The 21630-nt window shown below is 68.6% G+C and carries 14 protein-coding genes; 9 read left to right on the forward strand and 5 right to left on the reverse strand.

Features of this window, described 5'->3' with window-relative positions:
• Positions 1-10 precede the first annotated feature (10 nt).
• Genes DQG17_RS18950 through DQG17_RS18965 form a run of 4 tightly spaced genes read left to right on the forward strand, consistent with a single transcriptional unit; the run spans position 11 to position 4141 of the window.
• The gene (locus tag DQG17_RS18950; RefSeq protein ID WP_116134444.1) at positions 11-1153 is read left to right on the forward strand and encodes a pyridoxal phosphate-dependent aminotransferase; all 1143 of its coding nucleotides are present in this window, start codon (positions 11-13) and stop codon (positions 1151-1153) included.
• Positions 1154-1164: 11 nt separating this feature from the next.
• A complete protein-coding gene (locus DQG17_RS18955) occupies positions 1165-2043 on the forward strand; it encodes an alpha/beta fold hydrolase (protein WP_116134445.1) in 879 nt (292 codons plus the stop codon).
• Positions 2040-3284 carry a hydantoinase/carbamoylase family amidase gene (locus tag DQG17_RS18960; RefSeq protein ID WP_116134446.1) on the forward strand — a complete coding sequence of 415 codons (1245 nt, stop codon included), beginning with the start codon at positions 2040-2042 and terminating at the stop codon, positions 3282-3284. The genes DQG17_RS18955 and DQG17_RS18960 overlap by 4 nt, the downstream gene beginning before the upstream one ends.
• Positions 3281-4141 carry a hypothetical protein gene (locus DQG17_RS18965; protein WP_116134447.1) on the forward strand — a complete coding sequence of 287 codons (861 nt, stop codon included), beginning with the start codon at positions 3281-3283 and terminating at the stop codon, positions 4139-4141. Before DQG17_RS18960 ends, DQG17_RS18965 begins: the two co-directional genes overlap by 4 nt.
• Positions 4142-4161: 20 nt before the next feature.
• Here DQG17_RS18965 and DQG17_RS18970 read toward each other — a convergent pair whose 3' ends face one another.
• The 3 genes from DQG17_RS18970 to DQG17_RS18980 are packed head-to-tail and all read right to left on the reverse strand — an operon-like array spanning position 4162 to position 6077.
• On the reverse strand, positions 4162-4872 hold the full coding sequence (locus DQG17_RS18970) for a DUF1028 domain-containing protein (protein WP_116134448.1): 711 nt from the start codon (positions 4870-4872) through the stop codon (positions 4162-4164).
• 33 nt (positions 4873-4905) lie between these two features.
• Positions 4906-5604, reverse strand: coding sequence for a DUF1028 domain-containing protein (locus DQG17_RS18975; RefSeq protein WP_116134449.1), 699 nt, complete (start codon positions 5602-5604; stop codon positions 4906-4908).
• A complete protein-coding gene (locus DQG17_RS18980) occupies positions 5601-6077 on the reverse strand; it encodes a hypothetical protein (protein ID WP_116134450.1) in 477 nt (158 codons plus the stop codon). The genes DQG17_RS18975 and DQG17_RS18980 overlap by 4 nt, the downstream gene beginning before the upstream one ends.
• A gap of 390 nt (positions 6078-6467) precedes the next feature.
• On the opposite strand from DQG17_RS18980, the gene DQG17_RS18985 reads away from it, so the two are divergent.
• The 5 genes from DQG17_RS18985 to DQG17_RS19005 are packed head-to-tail and all read left to right on the forward strand — an operon-like array spanning position 6468 to position 15043.
• A complete protein-coding gene (locus DQG17_RS18985; protein WP_116134451.1) occupies positions 6468-7592 on the forward strand; it encodes an ABC transporter substrate-binding protein in 1125 nt (374 codons plus the stop codon).
• Positions 7593-7626: 34 nt separating this feature from the next.
• Positions 7627-9501: a hypothetical protein gene (locus DQG17_RS18990; protein WP_116134452.1), complete on the forward strand. Its 1875-nt coding sequence runs from the start codon at positions 7627-7629 to the stop codon at positions 9499-9501.
• On the forward strand, positions 9501-11222 hold the full coding sequence (locus DQG17_RS18995; protein WP_116134453.1) for an ATP-binding cassette domain-containing protein: 1722 nt from the start codon (positions 9501-9503) through the stop codon (positions 11220-11222). Before DQG17_RS18990 ends, DQG17_RS18995 begins: the two co-directional genes overlap by 1 nt.
• Positions 11219-13300, forward strand: coding sequence for a hydantoinase/oxoprolinase family protein (locus DQG17_RS19000; protein ID WP_198666207.1), 2082 nt, complete (start codon positions 11219-11221; stop codon positions 13298-13300). The genes DQG17_RS18995 and DQG17_RS19000 overlap by 4 nt, the downstream gene beginning before the upstream one ends.
• A gap of 9 nt (positions 13301-13309) precedes the next feature.
• On the forward strand, positions 13310-15043 hold the full coding sequence (locus DQG17_RS19005) for a hydantoinase B/oxoprolinase family protein (RefSeq protein WP_116134454.1): 1734 nt from the start codon (positions 13310-13312) through the stop codon (positions 15041-15043).
• A gap of 162 nt (positions 15044-15205) precedes the next feature.
• Here DQG17_RS19005 and DQG17_RS19010 read toward each other — a convergent pair whose 3' ends face one another.
• Together DQG17_RS19010 and DQG17_RS19015 are read right to left on the reverse strand one after the other, a co-directional pair.
• The gene (locus tag DQG17_RS19010) at positions 15206-21220 is read right to left on the reverse strand and encodes a glucoamylase family protein (RefSeq protein WP_232829507.1); all 6015 of its coding nucleotides are present in this window, start codon (positions 21218-21220) and stop codon (positions 15206-15208) included.
• The gene (locus DQG17_RS19015; RefSeq protein WP_116134455.1) at positions 21217-21402 is read right to left on the reverse strand and encodes a hypothetical protein; all 186 of its coding nucleotides are present in this window, start codon (positions 21400-21402) and stop codon (positions 21217-21219) included. The genes DQG17_RS19010 and DQG17_RS19015 overlap by 4 nt, the downstream gene beginning before the upstream one ends.
• Positions 21403-21630 lie beyond the last annotated feature (228 nt).

Genomic DNA, 21630 nt, shown 5'->3' on the forward strand with positions numbered 1-21630 from the left:
GGAACGACCCATGACCGAAGCCCTCAGCGGCCCCGAGCTGCGCAATCGCTATTTCGACAGGCTCTTCAACTCCGAAGGGCTGATCTGGATGGGGCAGAACACCAACCACATCCCGGCGCATCCGGCCGTGATCGCGGCCATGGTCGGCTCGATCCACAAGGGCGAATACAACGCCTATGCCCCGCCGCTCGGCTTTGAAAGCCTGCGCGCGGCCATCGTCGCCGACCTTGGCGTCGAGGGAACCGCCCTGGTGACCGAAGGCGGCGTGAACGCGCTTGCCACGCTGTGCCGCGCGCGCTGCCGCCCCGGCACGACCTTCGTCACCTCGGATCCGTCCTGGAAATGGCCCGGCATGTTCGCCAGCCAGCAGGGCGCCGAGGTGGTGGAACTGCCGATCTTCGGCCCGGAGACGGGTTATAAACTGACGCCCGCGGCCTTGCAGGCGGCGGTCGATGAAAGCTGTGCGCTGATCTATCTGGTCGATCCGAACAACCCGCTTGGCACCACCTACAGCGCCGATGAAATCGCCGCCTTCTGCCAGATCGCGCGGTCGGTCGGGGCGCTGCTGGTGCATGACTGCACCTATCGCGACTTTGCCCCGGGCCACACGCCCGCCTTGCGCATCGACCCCGAGGTGGCGGTCTGTTCGGTCAGCTTCTCGAAATGGCTGGGGCTTGCCGGGATGCGGATCGGCGCGCTGGTCGGTGCCCCGGCGCTGATCGGGGAATGCGCGGGCTTTGCCAGTTCGGTCCTTGGCGCCGGCGTCGTCGGCCAGCGCGCCGCCGAGGCCGGGCTGAAGGTCAAGGCCGAGTGGATGGAGACCGTGCTGCGCATCAACCGCACCAATCAGGAGATGATCCGCGCGGCGGTGGCCGCGGCACCGGGCCTCGATCTGCTGGTCTGGCCCTCGCAGGCGAATTTCCTGTGCATCGGCACCGCAAGCTCCGGCGTCAGCCCCGAGGCGCTGGTCGAGGCCTATCGCCGCCGCGGCGTGATGATCCGGCAGGGCACCTATCACACGGCGCGTTTTGGCAAGGACTTCATCAAGGTCTCGACCACGGTCCCCGAGGATTGGGCGCAGACCTTCTGCAACCTGCTGCCCGAGACGATCGAGGAAGCACGCGGGATCGATACGGTCCCGGCGCTGTTCTGAGGAGAATGACGATGTATGTGACCGCGCGCGACGGTGTGAAGCTTTATCTCGAAGAGGCGGGCCAGGGCACGCCGATCCTGTTCATCCACGAATTCGGCGGCAACCATGACGCATGGGAGCCGCAGATGCGCCGCTTTGCCCGCCGCCATCGCTGCATCACCTATGCCGCGCGCGGCTATGCCCCCTCGGACATTCCCGGCGATCTCGACAGCTATTCTCAGCGGATCGCGGCCGAGGATGCGCTTGCGGTGCTCGATGGCCTCAAGATCGACAAGGCGCATGTGGTCGGGCTGTCGATGGGCGGGTTTGCGGCCGCGCATCTGGGCCTGATCGCGCCCGACCGCGCGCTGTCGCTGACCATCGCCGGAACCGGATATGGCGCCGAAAAGGAGTTCGAAGACTATTTCCGCGGTGTCTCGCTGGCCGTTGCCGACAGTTTCGAGACCATGGGCGCCAAGGCGTTCTCGCGGATCTATGCCGAGGGGGCAAGCCGGGTGCAGTTCCAGAACAAGGACCCGCGCGGCTGGGCCGAGTTCGCAGACCGGCTGTCGCGCCATTCCGACACCGGTGCCGCGCTGACCATGCGCGGGGTGCAGGCGCGCCGCCCGTCGCTGTACGATCTGGCCGAGGAATTTGCCGCGATGCAGGTGCCGACGCTGGTGATGACGGGCGACGAGGACGACCACTGCCTGCAGACCGGCATATTCCTGAAAAAGACCATTCCCGCCTGCGGCCTCGCGGTCTTTCCCAAGACCGGGCACACCCTGAACCTGGAAGAACCCGAGCTGTTCAATTCCCTGCTGGCCGAGTTCCTCGCGCAGGTCGAGGCCGGGGCCTGGACCGGGCGCGACCCCCGCGCCGATCCCGGTCAGGTGATGCGCACGAAATGACCGCAGGGCAGCCCGACATCGACCCTGACCGGCTCTGGGCACGGCTGATGCGGATGGCCGAGATCGGCGGATTTCCGGGCGGCGGGGTGAACCGGCAGGCGCTGAGCGATCAGGACCACGCCGCCTGGCGCCAGATGCTCGACTGGGCGGCGCCGCTCGGGCTGGAACCTGCGACAGACGCCGCGGCGAACCTGTTTCTGACCCTGCCCGGGCGGGACCGCGCGCTGCCGCCGGTCCTGATCGGCTCGCATCTGGACAGCCAGCCGACCGGCGGGCGGTTCGACGGGGTGTTCGGCGTGCTCGCGTCCCTCGAGACGGTCGAGGCGCTGGCCCGCGCGGGCCTCTGGCCGCGGCGCGACATCGCGGTCGTGGCCTGGATGAACGAGGAAGGCTCGCGCTTTGCGCCCGGCATGATGGGGTCAGAATATTTCGCGGGCGTGCGCGGGATTGCCGCGATCCGGGACGCGCGGGACGCCGAAGGCGCGATCTGCGGGGCCGAGATCGACCGCCTCCACGCGGCCTTTCCCGCGGTCCCCCTGCGCGCGCCGTTCGTGCCCACAGCCTATATCGAGCCGCATATCGAACAGGGACCCGAGCTGGAGGCCGCGGGCGTGCCGATCGGCGTCGTTTCGGGCATTCAGGGCAAGGTCACCTGCGAGGTGACGCTGATCGGGCAGCGCGGCCATGCCGGCACCGCGCCGATGGCGGGGCGCAAGGATGCGGTCATGGCCTTTGCCCGCGTCGCAACGGCCTTGCAGGACCACATGCTGCAGGCCGACCCCGGCATCCGGTTCACCATCGGCCGGGTCGAGGTGCACCCGAACGCGCCATCGGTGGTGGCGGGCGAGGTGGTGTTCCGCATCGACCTGCGCCACCCCTCGAATGACGTGCTCGACGCCGCGGCGGAAGTGATCGCGCCCATCGTTGCGCAAGGCGCCCTGCCCTGCGCCGGGACGGTCCGGGTTCTGGTCCACGCGCCCTCGAACGATTTCGACCCGGATCTGTGCGCGCGTCTCGCGGCGGCGGCGGGCGGGCGCGACATCGGGTTTCGTCCCATGGCCTCGGCCGCCGGGCATGACGCGCGTCATCTGGCGGCGATCTGCCCTTCGGCGATGTTCTTCATTCCCTGCAAGGACGGGATCAGCCACGATCCGGCGGAAAGCGCCACCCCCGCCGATGTTGCCGCCGGCGCGCAGGTGCTGCTCGATACCGTGCTGGCGCTGGCGGAACAGGCGCCATGAGCCGGCGGATCGCGCTCCTGTCCAATTGCCTGGCGAACCAGAACGCCAAGGTCGCGGAATACGAGGTCTGCCCCGGCGCCGTGGTGCCGCTGCTCGATCTGCTGCGGACCGCAGGCTTCACGATCCAGCAGATGCCCTGCCCCGAAATGACGTTTCTGGGCTGCAGCCGCTGGTGGCAGGTGCGCGAGCAATACGACACCCCCGGCTATCGCCGCCATTGCCGGCTGGTCGCGGGATCGGTCGCCGACGTTCTGGAACGCACCTGCGCCGATGGCTGCGACGATCTGGTGCTGCTCGGCGTCGACGGCTCGCCGTCGAGCGGCGTGACGACGACCGACCACGGCACCGGCTGGGGCGGGCGGCCCGGGGCGCGCGAGGTCTCGCTGGTCGCGGGAAAAGGGGTCTGGATCGAGGTGCTGGAACAGGTGCTGCGCGCGCGCGGCCTGCCCGTGCCGCGGGTGATCGGCATCGGCACCGAACTGCCGGGCTATGCGCCAGTGGCCGAGATGGCGCGGCTTGCCGGGTTCCTCGGGCTGGCAGAGGTCGGCGGCGGCGGCCACGCCATCGACCCCGAACGCGGGCGGCGCATCCTGATCGTGCCTGACGCGGCGCTGTCGCAGCCCGGCGCAACTGCCGGCTTCGAGGCAGCCGGCTGGGGGCTGCTGCAACTGCCGCCCGCCGGGCTGTCCCCCGAGGCGGCGCACCTCGCGCGCGACCTCGTTGCCGATCAGGCCGAGGATTACCGCCGGAACGGATACCGCGTCGCGGTTCTTGCCGGACCTGAAAGCGATCTGTTCGCCCGGCACATGATCGACCGCGGCCTTGCCCCGTTCGAGGTTCTGGCCGAGGGCGTTTGAGCGCTCCCGGCCGGACCCCTTCAGGCGGCCGCTGTTTTCTTGGCGAGGTACTCGGCCCATTTCATCTCGGGATTGTCGAGCCAATCCCTGGCGTAATAGGGCACCAGCGGCTTATAGGCGTCGAAGACACGCCGCAGGTCGAGGACCGCATCGCCGCCCTCTTCCGGCAGCGGATTGGCCATGTCGACACGAATGTCGATCAGCGGCCGATCCGTGTCTGGCGCACAGACGATGAGGCCCGCGGATCTCTGACCGATGATCTCGCCGCCGGCGGCATATCCCGCCTCGATGGCGCGAACCAGACGCTCCATGAAATCGGTGCCGGTCTCGGCGGCAAAACTGTCATGGATGGCGTCGACGACCTGCGACCCGGCCAGACCGTTGCCCATCGCGACGAAGCCCTCGCCGACACGGTGCCCGGTCCAGGCGGCACCCTTCGACGGGCTGTGGGCGATGGCGCGTCCATCGGCGGTGACGATGCCCACCTGGCGATAGTCGAAGAACGGGTCCTTCTGGGCCAGCGCGCCCAGGATCTGTTCGGGCGACCAGCCGCGGGCGGCCAGATCGAGGCCGGCCAGCCCATGGCGCCAGTCGGAATGACATTGCGACGAGATTGCCGCGACACCGCCCCGGACATGCGGGCAGCGCGAGGCGACCCCGAGCGGGCTGGTGGCAAGACAGACGCCGAGCCACCGGGTCTCGGGGTCGCGGGCAACGATGGTGAAGGTCACGGGGCAGGACTCCTGTTGATGCGTGAAAGGCGGTCAGAACGGTTGCGGCGCCACCGACCGGGTGGCGTAGATGTCGACCAGCGGCAGGTAGGCGGTGTAAAGCCGGCGCAGGTCGGCAAGGCCGTTTCCGCCCTCGGTGACGGGTTGCGTCGGCATGTCGACGCGCAGGTCGATCTGGCTTTCCGCGCGTGGGGCCCGCACCAGAAGCGACCCCGACACGATGGGAAAGCTGTCGCCGAGCGAGGCCTTCACCGCCTCGAGCGCCAGCAGCAGCCGCTCGGCGATCGGCTGGTCCGCGGCCTCGGCATAGGCCGCCGCGGCCAGTTCCAGCGGCGCGCCCTCCTCCGGCAACCCGTTGCCGAGGCTGAGGAAATTCTCGCCGATGTGATGCCCGGCGCGGCCGCGCGTCATGCTGCCGGTATAGGCCGCAACCAGCCCGTCGACGCGGATGATGCCGATCTGGCGGTATTCCAGCCAGCGGTCGTGCTGGCGCAGCGCCTCGAGCACCTCGGCCGAGGTCAGCCCGCAGCGGATCAGGTCGAGCGCCAGCGGACCCACCTTGAGGTTGGTGAATCCCTGACTGGTCAGCGCGGCACGCTCGGTGTCGATGTGCGGACAGCGCGAGCCGATGGCAATCGAGCTTGAGGCAAGCGCAATCCCCAGCGCGCCGGTCGCGGGCTCGCAGGCCAGCACGCTCAGCATGGTCCCTTCGTGGGTCAGGTCGATATTCATTTGCCGTCCCCCTTGCGCCGTGCCCGGGCCTCTTCGAGGAAGCTCTCGATCACGCCTTCCGCCAGTTTCCGGATCAACGCCTCCATGCGCGCCTGCGCCACCGGATCGTCGAGATCCGGCAGCGCCAGCGAAAAGCCGTCATGGGCATGGGTGTAGACATCCGAGGCGCGGTCGGGATGCGCCGCGACATAGGCTTCGAGGAACACGCGTTCCTCCTCGGCGGTCAGCACTCCGAGCCGCAGGATCGCCCGCACCTGCGCCGCCGAGATCGCCAGATCATAGGCCGGGCTGGTGATCTGGGTCACGAAGCTGCGGGTATGACCAAGCGCCTCGGCAAAGGCCTGACGTGCCCCCGGGCCGCGACGTTTCAGGAACGTCTGCAGCAGCAGCTTGTAGCGGCGAACCGGCATCAGCTCGTCGAAGAGTTCAAAGGAGCGGCCGTTCGAATGGGACGGAGTCTTGGCTTTGGTCATGCCCGGATTTGAAGCGATCCCGGAGACAGTTTCAAGAGAAATGTTTAGTTGGCCCGAAGCGAGATGCGAGGGTGTAGTGGCTCCATCCGGTCCATTCAGGGGCCATTCGACCACGGGGGCGGTCCGGGACAACCGGGTCGAATCGAGGGGATTCGCGTATTTCCGGCCAGAATACCGCGGGAATCACGCCATTGGACGCGATGCCTGCACATTTTTTATGCACAGCACCGGCGATTTCAGGGTTTCGCACGGTATGTGACATTTTTCCTTTGATCGCCATTTCGTTTAGCTTCTAAATTTTCTGACATACCACGCCAACCTGCATGCTCGCTCGCTTCCTCTCTCCTTCCAGCCTCGTTCCTCCCTCCCTCAAGCCTCAGGACAGCATTCATGAAGAGACCTGCCTTTCTTGCTGCGGCGGCCCTTGCGGCCCTCGTCGGAACCAGTTCCCACGCCCAGTCCACAGACCCGATCGTGATCGGGCTGTTCGGCCCGATGTCGGGGGAACGCTCGGCACTTGGCGCGCGGTTCAAGGACGCCGCCTCGATGTATGTCGACGAGGTCAACGCCGCCGGCGGCATCGATGGCCGCGACCTTGAACTGATGATCGAAGACAGCCGCGGCGCCCCGCGCGAGGCTGCCAACATCGCTCAGAAGTTTGCCAGCGACCCCGCCGTGATGGCGGTGATCGGCGGACAGACCTCGACCGAATCGATGGCCGCGGGTCCGATCCTCGCCGAGGCCTCGCTGGCGCAGGTCGCGCCGACCGCGGGCCATCCCGATTATGTCAAGATCAGCCCCTATCAGTTCCGCACGACGCCGACCCATGCCTCGATGGTCGATCCCCATGTCGACCTGCTGATCGACAAGATGGGCATGAACAAGATCGCCATCGTCTATTTCAAGGACGACTGGGGCATGGTCACCAACAAGATGGTCGGCGAACGGCTGAGCGAACGTGGCGCCGAGGTGGTGCTGTCGGAAGCGATGATCCCCGAGACCCGCGATTTCCGCCCCCTGGTGACCAAGATCCTGGCCGCCAAGCCCGACGGCGTGTTCCTGGTCAGCCATTATGCGGAATCGGCGCTGTTCATGCAGCAGCTTCGTCAGGCCGACCCCGACCTGAAGGTCGCCGGCACCGACACGCTGAACGACCCCAAGTTCATCGAGCTTGCCGGCGGCGCCGCCGAAGGCGTGGTGATGCCGACGCCGTTCCTGGCATCCGCCCCGGCGGCGATCGAGTTCACCAAGAGCTATCGCGCCAAGTTCGACACCGACCCGAACTATTACTCGGCCTTCACCTGGGACGCGATGCTGATCGTCACCACCGCGATCCGCACCATCCTTGACGAGGGCAAGCCGCTGACCCGGCAGGCGATCCGCGACCAGATCGCAGATGCGCCCCCGCTGCAGGGCGTCAGCGGCACGCTGAAATACGAAGGCACCGGCGATCTGGGCGCGCGCGCGATCAGCTACATCGTCGTCAAGGGAGACGGCTACCAGCCCTTCGAGTGAGGCTGCGCGTCAACATCCAGCACGTGAGGAAAAAATGATAGAATTCCTAAGCCAAATTCTGAACGGGCTGGTGATCGGCAACGTTTACGCTCTGGTCGCGATCGGTTTTGCACTGATCTTTGGTGTCACCAACCTGATCAACTTCGCCCAGGGCTCGCTGCTGATGCTCGGCGCCTTCCTGTCCTATACCGGCATCCTTATCGGGTTGCCCCTCGTGGTGGCGGCGGTGGGTTCCATCGCCATCACGACCCTGCTTGGAATGCTGATCGAGCGGGTGGCGCTGCGCCCGCTCGAGAATGCCCCCTTCATCGCGCCCTTGCTGTCGACGCTCGCGATCACCTTCATGCTCGATCAGGCGGCCGAGATCATCTGGACCCCCGAGGCGCATCCCTTTCCAAGCCCGCTGTCGGACTACAGCGTCGTGATCGGCGCGGCCTATCTTACCGGCATGGACGCCGCGATCCTGGTAATCTCGCTCGCCTCCATGACCGCGCTTTATTTCTTCCTGACCCGCAGCTGGTCCGGCCGGGCGCTGCGCGCCATGTCGCAGGACATGGATGCGGTGCGCCAGATGGGCGTGAACACCGAACGCCTGCGGCTGCTGGCCTTTGGCCTCGGGGCGGCGCTCGCCGCGGTCGCGGGCATCATGGTCGCGATGTACTATCAGACCGTCTATCCGCAGATGGGCATCCCCTTCGGCCTCAAGGGCTTTGCCGCGGCGCTGCTGGGCGGGCTGTCGAGCATCCCCGGCGCCGTCGTCGGCGGCCTGCTGCTCGGCGTGCTCGAGGCGCTGGCGGTCGGCTATATCGGCGAGGGATTCCGCGACATGGTGGCCTTCGGCATCCTGCTGCTGATCCTGACCTTCCGCCCGCAGGGGCTTCTCGGCAACCGCAGGCTCGATGCGCTCGGCGGCTCTCGCGGCGCCTCGGGGATCATGCCCTCGACCAGCATCCTGATCGGCCAGGGCGGGCAGCCGCTGCCGGCGGTGCGTGGCTTTTCGCTCTCCTACAAGGCGCTGGCGCTGTGTCTCTGCCTTGCGGCGGTGGTGCCGGTGTTGCCGCTGTCAACTTATATGGTGCAGGTTGCGCTGGTCGTCATCATCTTCGGTCTGCTGGCCGTGGGTCTGACCGTTCTGTCGGGCTCGGCCGGGATCATGTACCTGGGCTTCTCGGGCTTTTTCGGGGTCGGGGCCTATATCGCGGCGATCCTGGCCAAGCATGGCGCCAGCGCCGATCTGGCCCTGCTGGCGGCGGCGGTCGGATGCGCGCTGGTCGCGGCCCTCGTCGGCCTTGTCGCCGCGGGCCTGACCGGGCATGTGGTCGGGCTGGCGACGCTGGCGGTCGGCGTGCTGCTGTGGCTGGTGATGCTGAACTGGACCGCCGTCACCGGCGGCCCGAACGGCATCTTCGGCATCCCGCGCCCGTCGCTGTCGTTCCTGCCCGACCTGCCGCTGACCTCGGTTGCGGCGCAATACTGGCTGGCGCTGGCGCTGCTTGTGCTGAGCGTGGTGGTGCTGGGCCGGCTTCTGGCCTCGCCCGTGGGGCTTTGCTGGCGGGCGATCCGCGAAGACCGGGTCGCGGCCCATGCCGCGGGCCTTCCGGTGCGGCGCTATCTGATCACGTCGTTCGTGATCGCCGGGCTTTGCGCCGGGCTCGCGGGCGGGCTCTATGCCTTCCTGCATCGCTTCATCAGCCCCGACAGCTTCCGCATCGACACCTCGTTCCTGCTGATCGCCATCGTTGTGCTGGGCGGGCTTGGCAACCTGACCGGCGCGCTGCTGGGCGCCACGGCGCTGATCGTGCTGCCCGAGGTGCTGCGCGACACCGCCGAGTTCCGGATGATCCTGTTCGGCGCGATCCTTTATCTGACTTTGCGGTTCCGTCCGCAGGGCATCGCAGGAGTCCACTGATGCTCGACATGACACAGAAGACCTCGGGCGGACTGGTGCTGGACAACGTCAGTGTCAGCTTCGGCGGCCTGAAGGCGGTGAACGGCGTCAGCCTTGCCATCGCCCCGGGCGAATTCGTCGGCATCGTCGGCCCGAACGGCGCCGGAAAATCGACGCTGATCCAGACGATCACCGGCTTTTGCCGGCCCAGCAGCGGCACGATTTCGTTCAACGGCCAGCGGCTTGACGGGCGCAAGCCCGAGGAGATCGCGGCGCTGGGGGTCGGCCGCACATTCCAGACCAGCCGGGTGTTCCCCGGCCTCACCATCGGGGAAAGCGTGCGCGTCGGCACCCAGCGCGGGCTGATCGGCGGCGGACGCACCGCCGCGGCCTTCGGGATGTTCGCCGAACCGGTCAACGCGCTGTTCGGGATCGGGCGCTACCGCAGGCAGGCGGCCGCGGCCGATGCCCGCTCGGAAGAGGTGCTGCACCTGTTCGGCGACCGTCTCTGGCCGCGCCGCGACCAGCCAAGCCACAGCCTGTCCTATGCCAACCGCCGCCGGCTCGACATCGCCCGCGCGCTGGCGGCCGCCCCCGATGTGCTGCTGCTCGATGAACCGACCGCGGGCATGAACCCGACCGAAAGCCACGAGCTGGCCGATCTGCTGATCGAGGTGCGCCAGAGGTTCCCGCAGATGGCGATCATCATGGTCGAGCACAAGCTCGACATCGTTCGCAAGCTCTGCCGCCGCACCGTCGTGCTGGCCGAGGGAGCGGTGCTGATCGACGACACGCCCGAACGCGCCTTTGCCCACCCCGAGGTCGCAACGGCCTATCTGGGCCGGGTCGGCACGCCGGGCAGCCATGCGGTGGTGAAGGGCCATATCGACCATGCCCCGGCCGAGCCGATGCCCGGCCCCGCCGACAGCCCGGCGATCGAGCTGCGCAACATCGACGTCTATTATGGCGCCGTGCAGGCGCTGTTCGGCCTGTCGCTGACCGTCGGGCGCGGCGAGGCGGTGGCGGTTCTGGGCGGCAATGCCTCGGGCAAGTCGACCACCATCAAGACGGTGCTGCGGCTTGCCACGCCGCGCAGCGGCGAGATCCTGATGTTCGGCAAGCCGCTTGAGGCGCGCAACACCGCCGAGGTGATCGGGCTCGGCGTCGCCTCGATCCCCGAGGGGCGGCGGATGTTCGCGGAACTGACCGTGCGCGACAATATCCTGATGGGCGCCTACGCCCGGCGCGACACGCCGAAGGCCGTGCTCGACCGCGACATCGATCTTGCCGTGGCCGAGTTCCCCTGGCTTGCCAAGCGGCTCGACCAGGCCGCCGGCACGCTGTCGGGCGGCGAACAGCAGATGGTGGCCATGGCCCGCGCCTGGCTGCGCAAGCCGCAGATCCTGTGCATCGACGAACCCTCGATGGGCCTGTCGCCGCTGATGCTGGATCGCGTCTACGAGATCCTTGCGCGCTGGAAGTCGCAGGGCCTGACCATCCTGATGGTCGAGCAGAGCGCCAACAAGGCGCTCGAACTGGTCGACCGCGCCTATGTCCTGCGCAACGGCAGCCTCATCATGGAGGGCCGCGCCGAAGAGCTGCGCGGCAACCCCGCCGTGCGCGAAGCCTATCTCGGCGGGGCCAACGCGCCGCCGCAGGAAAATGCCGCGCCGGATGTCCGGTCAACGCAGCCCAATGAAACCGGCCCCGTGCCAGCAATCCCCAGGAGTTCCACAGCATGAATCTGCGCGTTGGCATCGATATCGGCGGCACATTCACCGATTTTGCCGTGCTCGACCCCGAGACCGGAAAGTTCGACATCGGCAAGGTGCTCAGCACCCCCGACGATCCCGCACGGGCGGTGATCGAGGGGCTGATGACGCGGATCGCCGAAAGCGGCCGCAAACCGCGCGAGATCGCCGAGGTGGTCCACGCGACCACCATCGCAACCAACACCGTGATCGAGCGCAAGGGCCCGGCGACGGCATTGATCACCACCGAAGGGTTTCGCGATGTCATCCTGATCGGCCGCCAGAAGCGCTACGAGCTTTACGACAACCTCGCCGGCCGGCCCGCGCCGCTGGTGCCGCGCGACTGCGTCTTCGAGGTGCCCGAACGGATGCTGTGGACCGGCGAGGTCCATACCCCGCTCGACGAGGATCGCCTGCGCGAGATCGCCCGCGAGCTTGCCGCGCGCAACGTCGTCTCGGTCGCGATCTGCTTTCTGCACAGCTACGCCAACCCCGAGCACGAACAGCGCGCGGCCGGGATCATTCGCGCCGAAGCCCCGGATCTGATGGTCTCGATCTCAAGCGAGGTCTCGCCGCTTTACCGCGAATTCGAACGGACCAGCACCACGGTCATGAACGCCTATGTGATGCCGGGGGTCGCAAGCTATGTCGAACGGCTCGACCGGCAGTTGGCGGCGCTCGGGTCGCAGGCGCCGATGCTGATCATGCAATCGAACGGCGGCGTCGCGACCGTCGACAGCGTCAAACGCTTTCCGATCCGCATCATCGAAAGCGGCCCGGCGGCGGGCGTGCTGACCGCGGCGCGGTTCGCGCCGGCGGCCGGGACCGACAACCTGATCTCGTTCGACATGGGGGGCACCACCGCCAAGCTGTGTCTGGTCGAAGACGGCAAGCCGCTTCTGACCAGCGAGTTCGAGGTCGACATGGCCCACCTGAAGAAGGGCAGCGGGCTGCCGGTCAGCATCCCGGCGGTCGACCTGATCGAGATCGGCTCTGGCGGCGGCAGCATCGCGCGGGTCGATCTGGGCACAATCGCCGTCGGCCCCGAAAGCGCGGGGTCGGCACCCGGACCCGCCTGCTACGGCAACGGCGGCAGTCTGCCGACCGTGACCGATGCCGACCTGGTGCTTGGCTATCTCAACCCCGACTATTTCCTCGGCGGCGAAATGCAGCTCGATGCCGAGGCGGCGCTGACCGCGATCGAGCGCGATGTCGCGGTCCCGCTCGGCATCGACGTGATGGACGCCGCCTGGGGCATCCACGAGGTCGTGACAGCCCAGATGGCGCAGGCCGCGCGTGCGGTCACGATCAACCGCGGCAAGGACCCGCGGCTGTTCGCGCTGGTCCCCTTCGGCGGTGCCGGGCCGGTGCATGGCAGCCGGCTGGCACGGATGCTCGGCTGCCCGCGCGTGGTGTTCCCGCGCGCCGCGGGTGTCGAATCCGCGGTGGGGCTTCTGATGGCCGAGACCTCGCTCGATCTGGCCCGCACGCAGGTCTTGACGCTCGACGAGGACAACCGCGCGGCGATCAACGCGCTTTACGCCGCGCTCGAGGCGACCGCGCGCCAGCAGCTTGACGAGGCGGGCGTGCCGGCGGACCGGCAGGCGCTGGTTGCAAGCTGCGACATGCGCTTTGCCGGGCAGGGGTTCGAGATCGCGGTCGATCTGCCCGGCTGGCCCTATGCCGAGGGCGGGATCGAGACCCTGCGCCAGGCGTTCCACGCGGCCTATGCGCAGGCCTATGGCGACCGCACCTTCGATGCCGACTGGGCGGTTCTGGGCGTCCACTGGCGACTGCGCGCCACGGCGGTCGGACGCACGCTGACGCTCGACGAACTGCCGACGCTCGACGGCGACGTCGCGCGCGCGCAGCGCGGCACCCGCCGGGTCTGGTTCCCCGAGACCGCGGGGTTCACCGACTGCCCGGTCTATGACCGCTATCGCTTCAGCCCCGGCGACAGGATTGCCGGCCCCGCCATTGTCGAGGAACGCGAGTCGACCATCGTCCTGCCGCCCGACAGCGACACGACCGTCGATCCCCACGGCAACCTCGTCACCACGCTAATCTGAGGCCCAACCATGAGCACGATTGATCCCGTCACCTTCTCTGTCGTCTGGGGTGGGCTGCTGTCTGCGGCCTCCGAGATGGGCAGTACCCTGCTGCGCACCGCCTATTCGATGACGGTGCGCGAAGGCTCCGACTTCTCCACCGGCGTCTTCGACGCCGAGGGCAACATGATCGCACAGGGCGATTACAGCCCCGGCCACCTCGGGTCGATGGCCTACACGGTTCGCAACATGCTGTCGTGGTATCCCGCGGACTCGCTGCGCCCGGGCGACGCGGTGATCTGCAACGACCCGAGCATCGGGTCGGGCCATCTGCCCGACATCTTCATGGTGACGCCGGTATTCCACGACGAAACGCTGATCGGATACGCGGTCAACATCGCGCATCACATCGACGTCGGCGGCAGTGCGCCCGGCAGCGAAGAGGTCGTCGGCGTCAGCGAGACCTGCCAGGAGGGGATCCGGCTGTTGCCCGTGCTGCTCTATCGCGGCGGCGAACCGGTGCCCGAGATCCTGCGCATCATCGAAGGCAACGTGCGCATCAAGGATGTGCTTGGCGATCTGCACGCGCAATACGCCGCCAACCTGACCGGCGTCGCCCGGATGCAGTCGCTGGCGCGCCAGTACGGGCCCGCGATGCTGGCCGAGTGCATGGCCGAGATCATCGCCCGCAGCCGCGACGCGATGGTCGAGGCGATCGCCGCGCTGCCGCAGGGCACCTATCACTTCGAGGATGTGCTCGACGATGTCGGCCCCGAGACCGACCCCGTGCCCTTCAAGCTGGCGCTGAGCGTCGAGGACGGCCGCATCGTCTGTGACTGGGAAGGAACGGGGCCGCAACGCGCCGCCGGGATCAATGCCTACATGCAATACACAAGGTCCTATTGCATTGCCGCGATCAAGGCGGTGACGCTGCCCCGCGCGGCGCAGAACTTCGGCATCATCAGCTGCATCGAGATCCGGGCGCCCGAGGGCTGCTATGTCAATCCGCGGCCGGGGGCTGCCAGCGGCGCGCGCGCCGTCAACGCCAACCGGATCTACGAGGTGGTCATGGGGGCGCTGGCGCAGATCGTTCCCGACCGGGTGATTGCCGCCAGCTCGGGCTTTACCAACCCCAAGATCAGCGGCACGCTCAGCCCCCACACCGGCAAGCCCTTTCTTGCCTGGATGACGGCAATCGGCGGGGTCGGCGCGCACCGGCATCGCGACGGGCAGGAGGCGACGACCTCGCCCACCAACGGCACCAACACGCCGGTCGAGGTGCAGGAAATGAACGCCCCGGTCTTCGTGCGCCGGATGGAGCTTGTCCCCGACACCGCCGGTGCGGGCCAGTTCCGTGGCGGCATGGCGATGCGCAAGGATGTCGAGCTTCTGGCCGAGACGGGCCTCGTCACCAACCTCGGGGATCGCAACGTGACAGCCCCCTACGGGCTGGAAGGCGGACAGGCGGGCGCGCTTGCCGGCACGATCCTGAACCCCGGGCCGGCCGAACGGCGGCTGCATTCCAAGGGAACGCTGGCGTTGCGGAAGGGCGACGTGATCAGCATGCGCACGGCAGGCGCGGGCGGTTTTGGCGATCCGGCGCGGCGCCAGCCCGCGGCCGTGCTGCGCGATGTTCGCCATGGGCTGGTCTCGGCCGGCGCGGCGCGCGAGATCTACAAGGTCGTGCTGACGAAGGATCATGCCGGGATCGACGAGGGCGCGACCGAGGCGCTGCGGGCCGAAACCGCGCAAATCGCAGGCTGAGGCGCAGGTCGCGGTCCCAGACAAGGACAGACAAGGACGGCGGGGCAGATCGTCCCGCCGCCGCCAGCGGCCGGCGCCTCGGGATCGCCGGGCGCCATCCGCAGTCCCGGATCGACAGCCCGAGCAGGCCCTGCGCGGCGGCCGATCCACGGGCCCGACGGCTCAAAGGCCCCCGGCACGTCCTTCCGCGCCGCTGTAGGCATCGAGCAGCTCCCCAAGCCGCGGCATCGGCACGACCCGCAGGATCGGCGGTGGCGCCGCCGGCGTCGTCGCGGGCAGGTCGGGCGGGCTGTCAAGCTGCGCACCGATCCCGCCGCGCCGCGCCACCAGCACAACTGAGGCCACCGACAGCAGCAGCGCGCGCGCCTCGGGCGTCATCATGTCGGCCCGCAGCGCATGGACCGACCCCTTGGCGGGCCTTTCCACATTCTCCATCGGCGGGCGCGATTGCGCCGACCGGACCGCCGTCTCGATATCCGCCTGCAGCGCCTGCACGCGATGTGCGGCCGCGTCGTTCAGGATCACCAGATCGACTGAAAGCTGCCGCGCCCGCCAGTATTCATGCGCCGCCAGCGCCTGCCGCACCGGCGCCTCATCGGCTGCATCCTCGATCTGCACCACGACCACGGGCAGTTCCCCGGACATCCCCAGCGACCAGAGCCGCGCCTGCGCCCCGGGTGCCGGCATCCCGGCCGTGCCGCGCAGAATGACCCCGGCGAGGCGCTGGAAATCGGCAGCCTCGGCGCCGGTCACGTCAAGGTGGCGCAACTGCACCTGCGCCTTGGTCCAGGCGAGCGTCACCGCCCGTTCGAAGGCCGAGGCATCGCGGTGGCGGTCGACAAGATCCAGCAGCCGGTCCGAGGTTTCGGCGACGAGCGTCCAGAACGTGACCCGCGCCATGCCGCCCGCTGGCACCAGAACCCGCCGCCTGATCGCGAACATTGGGTCGAGAACCGTGCCCGTGGTGCCGGACAGCGGCGCGCCGGTATGCGCCGCCTGCCCGATGTCGCCCTCATGCCCGATGAACCGCGCCCGGTCGGTCTCGATCTGCGCGGGCGCGGTCTCGGCCCCCTCGACCACGGCGATGTGCGCGGCCCAAAGCTGCGGCTCGTCCGGGGACCGGCGCCGGGTGGCGACGATGGCGCCAAGTTCCGGCAGGTAATCGGTGACGACGAACGCCGTGGCAGACGCCGGATCGGCCGCAGCCGGCGCCAGCACCAGTTCGGCACAGGAGGTCAGGTCGATCTCGCGCGCTGCGCGCCCGGTGTTGGTCAGCGTGACGCGCCGCGCCTCGGCATCGTCCTCGGCCGAGACGACTATTTCGGTCGTGGTGGTCAGCGGACCCTGCCGGTGGGTCAGGCGGGCCAGATGCTCGCTGAAGACCGTCAGGTGGTGACCGGCGGCGGCCGCCACAGGCGCGACCCCGGCGGACCAGAGCGCGCCCGTTTCGGCATCGCGGGCAAGGATGAAGCCGCCCGTAGCGTCCGGGGCATCCGCCTGCCAGCGGGTGATCGAAATCCCGCCCCACTGGCTGTAGCCCGCCCCCGTGGGTGTCAGCATGACGCCATAGCGCCCGTTCGACAGCAGATGCGCCGTCGCCGGCTCGGTCCCCGGCGCGTCGAAGCGGCGGACAACCGGCGCGGCAACGGTATCGGGGGCGGCTGTCAGCAGCTCTTCGGCGCGCGGCGGGGCCACCTTGACGTCACGCGGCACGCGTTCCTGCAGCAGCAGGTCCACCGCCTGCACCAACGGTTCGGCGTGGAAACGCCGCCGCAGCAGCCCGTCCTGCAGCGTGTTGGCAATCGCCGCGATTGTCATGCCCTGATGATGCGCCATGAAGCTCTGCACGACGGCGACATCCTGGCCTTTGGGCAGGCGGCTTGCGGTGAAATCGAGCGCCTCGTAATAGCCAAAGCGCCCCTGCCCGCCGAGTGCCGCGAGCGCCGCATAATTCGCCACGGCCCCCGCCGGATCGACCATCGCGGCCAGCCCCGTGGCATAGGGCGCGATCACCCGGTTTTCGCCAAGGCCGCGTTTCAGCCCCAGACCCGGAACGCCGAAGTTCGAATATTGATAGGTCATCTCGGGGTCGCGGGCGTTATAGGACGATTCGGACACGCCCCAGGGGATACCCAGATGGCGCCCGTGATCCTGCTGGCGGGCAACGATCAGCCGGTTGGTCTGTTCCAGCAACGATCCCGCCGGCGCACGCATCACCAGCGATGGCATCAGGTATTCGAACATGCTGCCCGACCACGAGATCAGCGCCGCGCCGGTGCCTGTCGGGGTCGCGGCCCGGCCAAGCCGGAACCAGTGCCGCGTCTCCACATCGCCCTTCGCAATGGCAAACAGGCTCGCCAGCCGCGCCTCGGAGGCCAGCAGATCATAGCAGTTCGGATCGAGGCTGTTGCTCTCGGCCGAGAACCCGATGGCGAGCAGTTTCTTTTCCGGGTCGAGCAGGAAGCCGAACTCCATCGCCAGCGCCATGTCGCGGGCCATGTCCGCGACGGTTGCCAGCCTGCGCGGCAGATCCGCGGCATCGTCGGCCTGCGGCGCTGCCACTTGCGCGTGGAGCGCTGCGGTCCAGAAGCCAAGCTCCGCCCCGCCGAGACGCGCGGCACCCTCGACCGCCGCCCGGGCCAGCCCGGCCAGATCCTGCGGCGCGGCGGTCTTCATCCGCGCGAGGGTGTCCGCCAGCGCCCGCCGCGCCGCCGCATCGCCATCCGCCCCCTCCAACGCCTCTGTCGCCAGCGCCAGCGTATCGCCAAGCCCGGCGCGGCGCTGACCCGCTGACACCCCGGCCGTCTGCCAGTCCCGGCAGGCGCGGGCGACCGCGATCAGGTGACCGGCCAGATTGCCGCTGTCGACCGAGGAGACATAGGCCGGGCGCAGCACCTGCAGGTCCCGCGTGTCATACCAGTTATAGAAATGCCCGCGGTGCCGTTGCATCCGCTGCAGGGTTTGCAGGTTCTGCTCCAACCGGCGCAGCGCCGCATCGGTCCCGATCCAGCCAAGATCGCGGGCGGCAACGGTCGACAGCAGGTAGAGCCCGATATTGGTGGGCGAGGTGCGGTGGGCGATGACGGGATGCGGGGTTTCCTGAAAGTTGTCGGGGGGCAGGAAATTGTCGCCCGCGGTCACGAATGTCTCGAAATACCGCCATGTCCGCCGCGCGATCAGCCGCAGGGCACGGGCCTCATCCGTGCTCGGGGCAATCCCTTTGGCGGCGGTTCCGGGCCGGCTGATCCGCACGGCCAGTGCGGGTGCGGCAAGCCACAGCGCCGCGAAGGACAACGTCAGCGGCCAGACCTGCGGGTTCAGCAGCGTTGCCAGACCACAGGTGCCCAGCCCGAACGCCACACCGCCCGCCATGATGCGATAGCTGCCCTGAACGCCCGGCCGCGCCCCGCCCGCCGCCGTGGCGGCCGTCACCCATTCGAGCAGCAACCGGTGACTGACCGTCATCCGCCACAGCGTGCGGCCGATGGCGTCGATCATCCGCCAGCCGGCATGGGGCAGAAATGCCAGATCGAGCCCGATCTGGCAGAGCGCTGCCGCCGCATCGTTGGCCAGCGCCGAGAAATGACTGCGCGACGTGATCCCGGCCCGCCCGGGCAGCACGGCGAAGGGCAGCGTCATCACCCGGCCGAGGGACAGCATCGCCAGCACCAGAGCCGTCGCCAGCAGGGCCAGCGGCAACGGCAACAGCCAGCCTGCCCCAAGCGTCAGCACGGCCAGCGGCGCGACCAGCGACCGGCGCAGGTTGTCGGCCATCTTCCAGCGCCCGAGCCGCGGCACCCCGCGGCTCCGCGCGCCGAAGATCCACGGCAAAAGTTGCCAGTCGCCGCGCGCCCAGCGGTGCTGACGCCGCGCCGCCACGTCGTGACGCGCCGGGAAGTCCTCGACCACCTCGATGTCGGAGGCGAGTGCGGCGCGGGCGAAGATGCCCTCGAACAGGTCGTGGCTCAGCATTGCGTTGTCCGGCACCCGGCCCTTCAGCGCCGCGCTGAACGCGTCCACGTCATAGATGCCCTTGCCGGTGAACGACCCCTCGCCAAAGAGGTCCTGATAGACATCCGAGATCGCGGCCGCATAGGGTTCGATCCCGCCCGGCGACGAGCTGATCCGCTGGAAAAGCGAGCCTTCGCGCCCGACCGGCAGCGCGGCGGTCACCCGCGGCTGAAGGATGCCATAGCCTTCGACGACCCGCCCCAGGTCCGGATGGATGCGCGGGCGGTTCAGCGGGTGGCCCAGCTTGCCGATCAGCCGCTGCACCGCGTCGCGCGGCACCCTTGTATCGGCGTCGAGCGTGATGATAAAGCGCACATCCTGCGGCACCGGCACGTCAGGGGCGAGGAAACTGGTGTCGCGGCCGCCGCGCAGCAGGCGGTTCAGTTCGACCAGCTTGCCGCGCTTGCGCTCCCACCCCATCCAGCAGCCCTCGGACGGGTTCCAGCGCCGCATCCGGTGCAGCAGCAGGAACCGGTTGCCCGCAGCCGAGGGATAGGCCGCGTTCAGCCGCGCGATCCCGGCCCGGGCAAGGGCGATCAGCGCGGCGTCGGTCGGGGTCGTCTCGGTCGCGGCATCGGGGCCATCCGACAACAGCGCGTAGTGCACCGCCCCGCCGACGCTCGACAGGTGATGCACCTCGAGCCGTTCGAGGTGTTCGGCCAGATCGTCGGGACCTGTCAGCAGCACCGGCACCGCGACCAGCGTCCTCAGATCGGGCGGCACCCCCTTTGCCAGATCGAGCGCGGGTAGCGGTCCGGGCGGGACATTGCGGGTCACGCAGAGATTCACCAGATCGGTCGCCGTGTCGCTTGCCGGCAGCAGCGCCAGCAGCGCCAGTGGCAACAGCTCCCATGGCGACGCGCCCGCCGCATGAAGCCCCCAGAGCAGAGTGCCGAGAACCAGCGCCGACACGGCGCCGATGGAAGCCGCATAGCCGCCAAGGCCCAGCCGACCCAAAAGCCTGAGCAGCCGCTGGCGCCGCGGGGGAACGTACCCGATTGCCGCCTCGAGCGCGCCGCGCGCCGCCCCGATCAGCGCATGGCCCGGATCGTGCGCGCGGTCCCCGCCCGAGGTCTCGGCGAGATCGAGCGCCGCCTGCGCCACGGCCATCTCGCCCTGCCCCGATCCCCGCGCCAGGGCTTCGATGGCGGTGCGGTACTGGTTGCGGGTGGCGAAATCCATCGCGGCGAAATCCGACCGGGCCGCCAGGCAGGCATCGACAAGGCTCACGTCCTCGAAGAACTCGGCCCAGTCGAGCTCGGACAGCGTGCGCATGCTGGTGACGATATTGCGCATCGTCACGTTCGACGCCCCCTGCCGTGCCTGCGCCCGCGCCACCACGTCGTCGCGTGTCGTGCCCTGCCGCCGCAGCCGATCCTCGAGCCGCCCCAGCATCGGTGTCACGGACGGATCGCAGCCGCGCAGCCGCTTGGCGATCTGGGCGGCAAAGATCTCGGGCAACTCGGTGGCGCTGTCCGGCAGGTCCGGCGCCCCGGCATCCATCAGCGCGTCGGCCGCGATGCGCAGCGCATGGGCCTCGGTGATCTGCACCGCCAGACGGCGCATGTTCTCGACCAGAACGATCCGCAGCGTGATCGCCACGGCCCAAAGCTCGGCAATCGTCAGCGGCTGGACGGACTGATAGGCGCGCACGAAGCGGCGCAGCACCGGCCCGGACACCAGGCTGTCGGTATGGGCGACATAGGCCCAGGCCAGTTCCAGCACCCGCGGGTATCCGGCGAAGGGGCCAAGCGCGACCTTGGGCAACTGCCGGTAGTACCCGGGCGGCAGGTCCGACGCGATCTGCGCCAGTTGTTCTTCGACGAGGTGGTAATTGTCGAGCAACCATTGCGCCGCCAAGGGCACCTGCTGACCCTTCAGAAGCGCCGCGCCGTTATAGCGATAGGCCTCCAGCAGAACGCCTGCGTTCTGTCTCAGCCGAACGGTCAGGTTCAGCACCCGCCGCGGCCGCAGCGCGATGCTTTGCGACCGGGCAAGGCTTTCGGCATGATCGGCCAGCCGCTCGGGCCCGAACCGTTCCTCCCGGATCGGCGAGGCGTCGCGCCAGGGCGAGGCCGGCTGGCCGAGGATCCGGGCCAGACCGGGGAGTTCCGCGGGCAACCATGTGCGCGGATCGACGCTGAAAGCGGGTTTGCGGCGGCTCACGGATGCGGCTTGCCCGCAATCGCGCCCTTGGTCAGGCGGGGCGGTGCGGCCGGATCAATCCTTGGCGGCGCATCCGCCGGGTCCTGTGGCGGCGTGGAACGCGGGCGTGTTTGCCGCGGCGGCGACGGCTGAATCCGGCGGGTCATCTCATCCCAGTTGCGTTCGATCTGGTCCCAGTTCATCCTGAAATCCCCCAAAGGTCGGGTCGTGACCGAGCCCGAATGATACGAAAAAGGCGGCGGCCGATCCGGCGCCGGTTCAGTTGACAAGGGCGTCAACATTGCCGTGTCACGGGCCAGCCAGACAGCGCGGGCGACCGGGCTGACGTCTGAGGGGCTTGCGTGTCGGAACTGGTCGGCCAGATGCCGTTCCGCCGGAACCTTCACGGCGATTGATCGGGCTATAGCAGC

The sequence above is a fragment of the Tropicimonas sp. IMCC34043 genome (assembly GCF_003390845.1).
Classification (GTDB): Bacteria; Pseudomonadota; Alphaproteobacteria; order Rhodobacterales; family Rhodobacteraceae; genus Tropicimonas.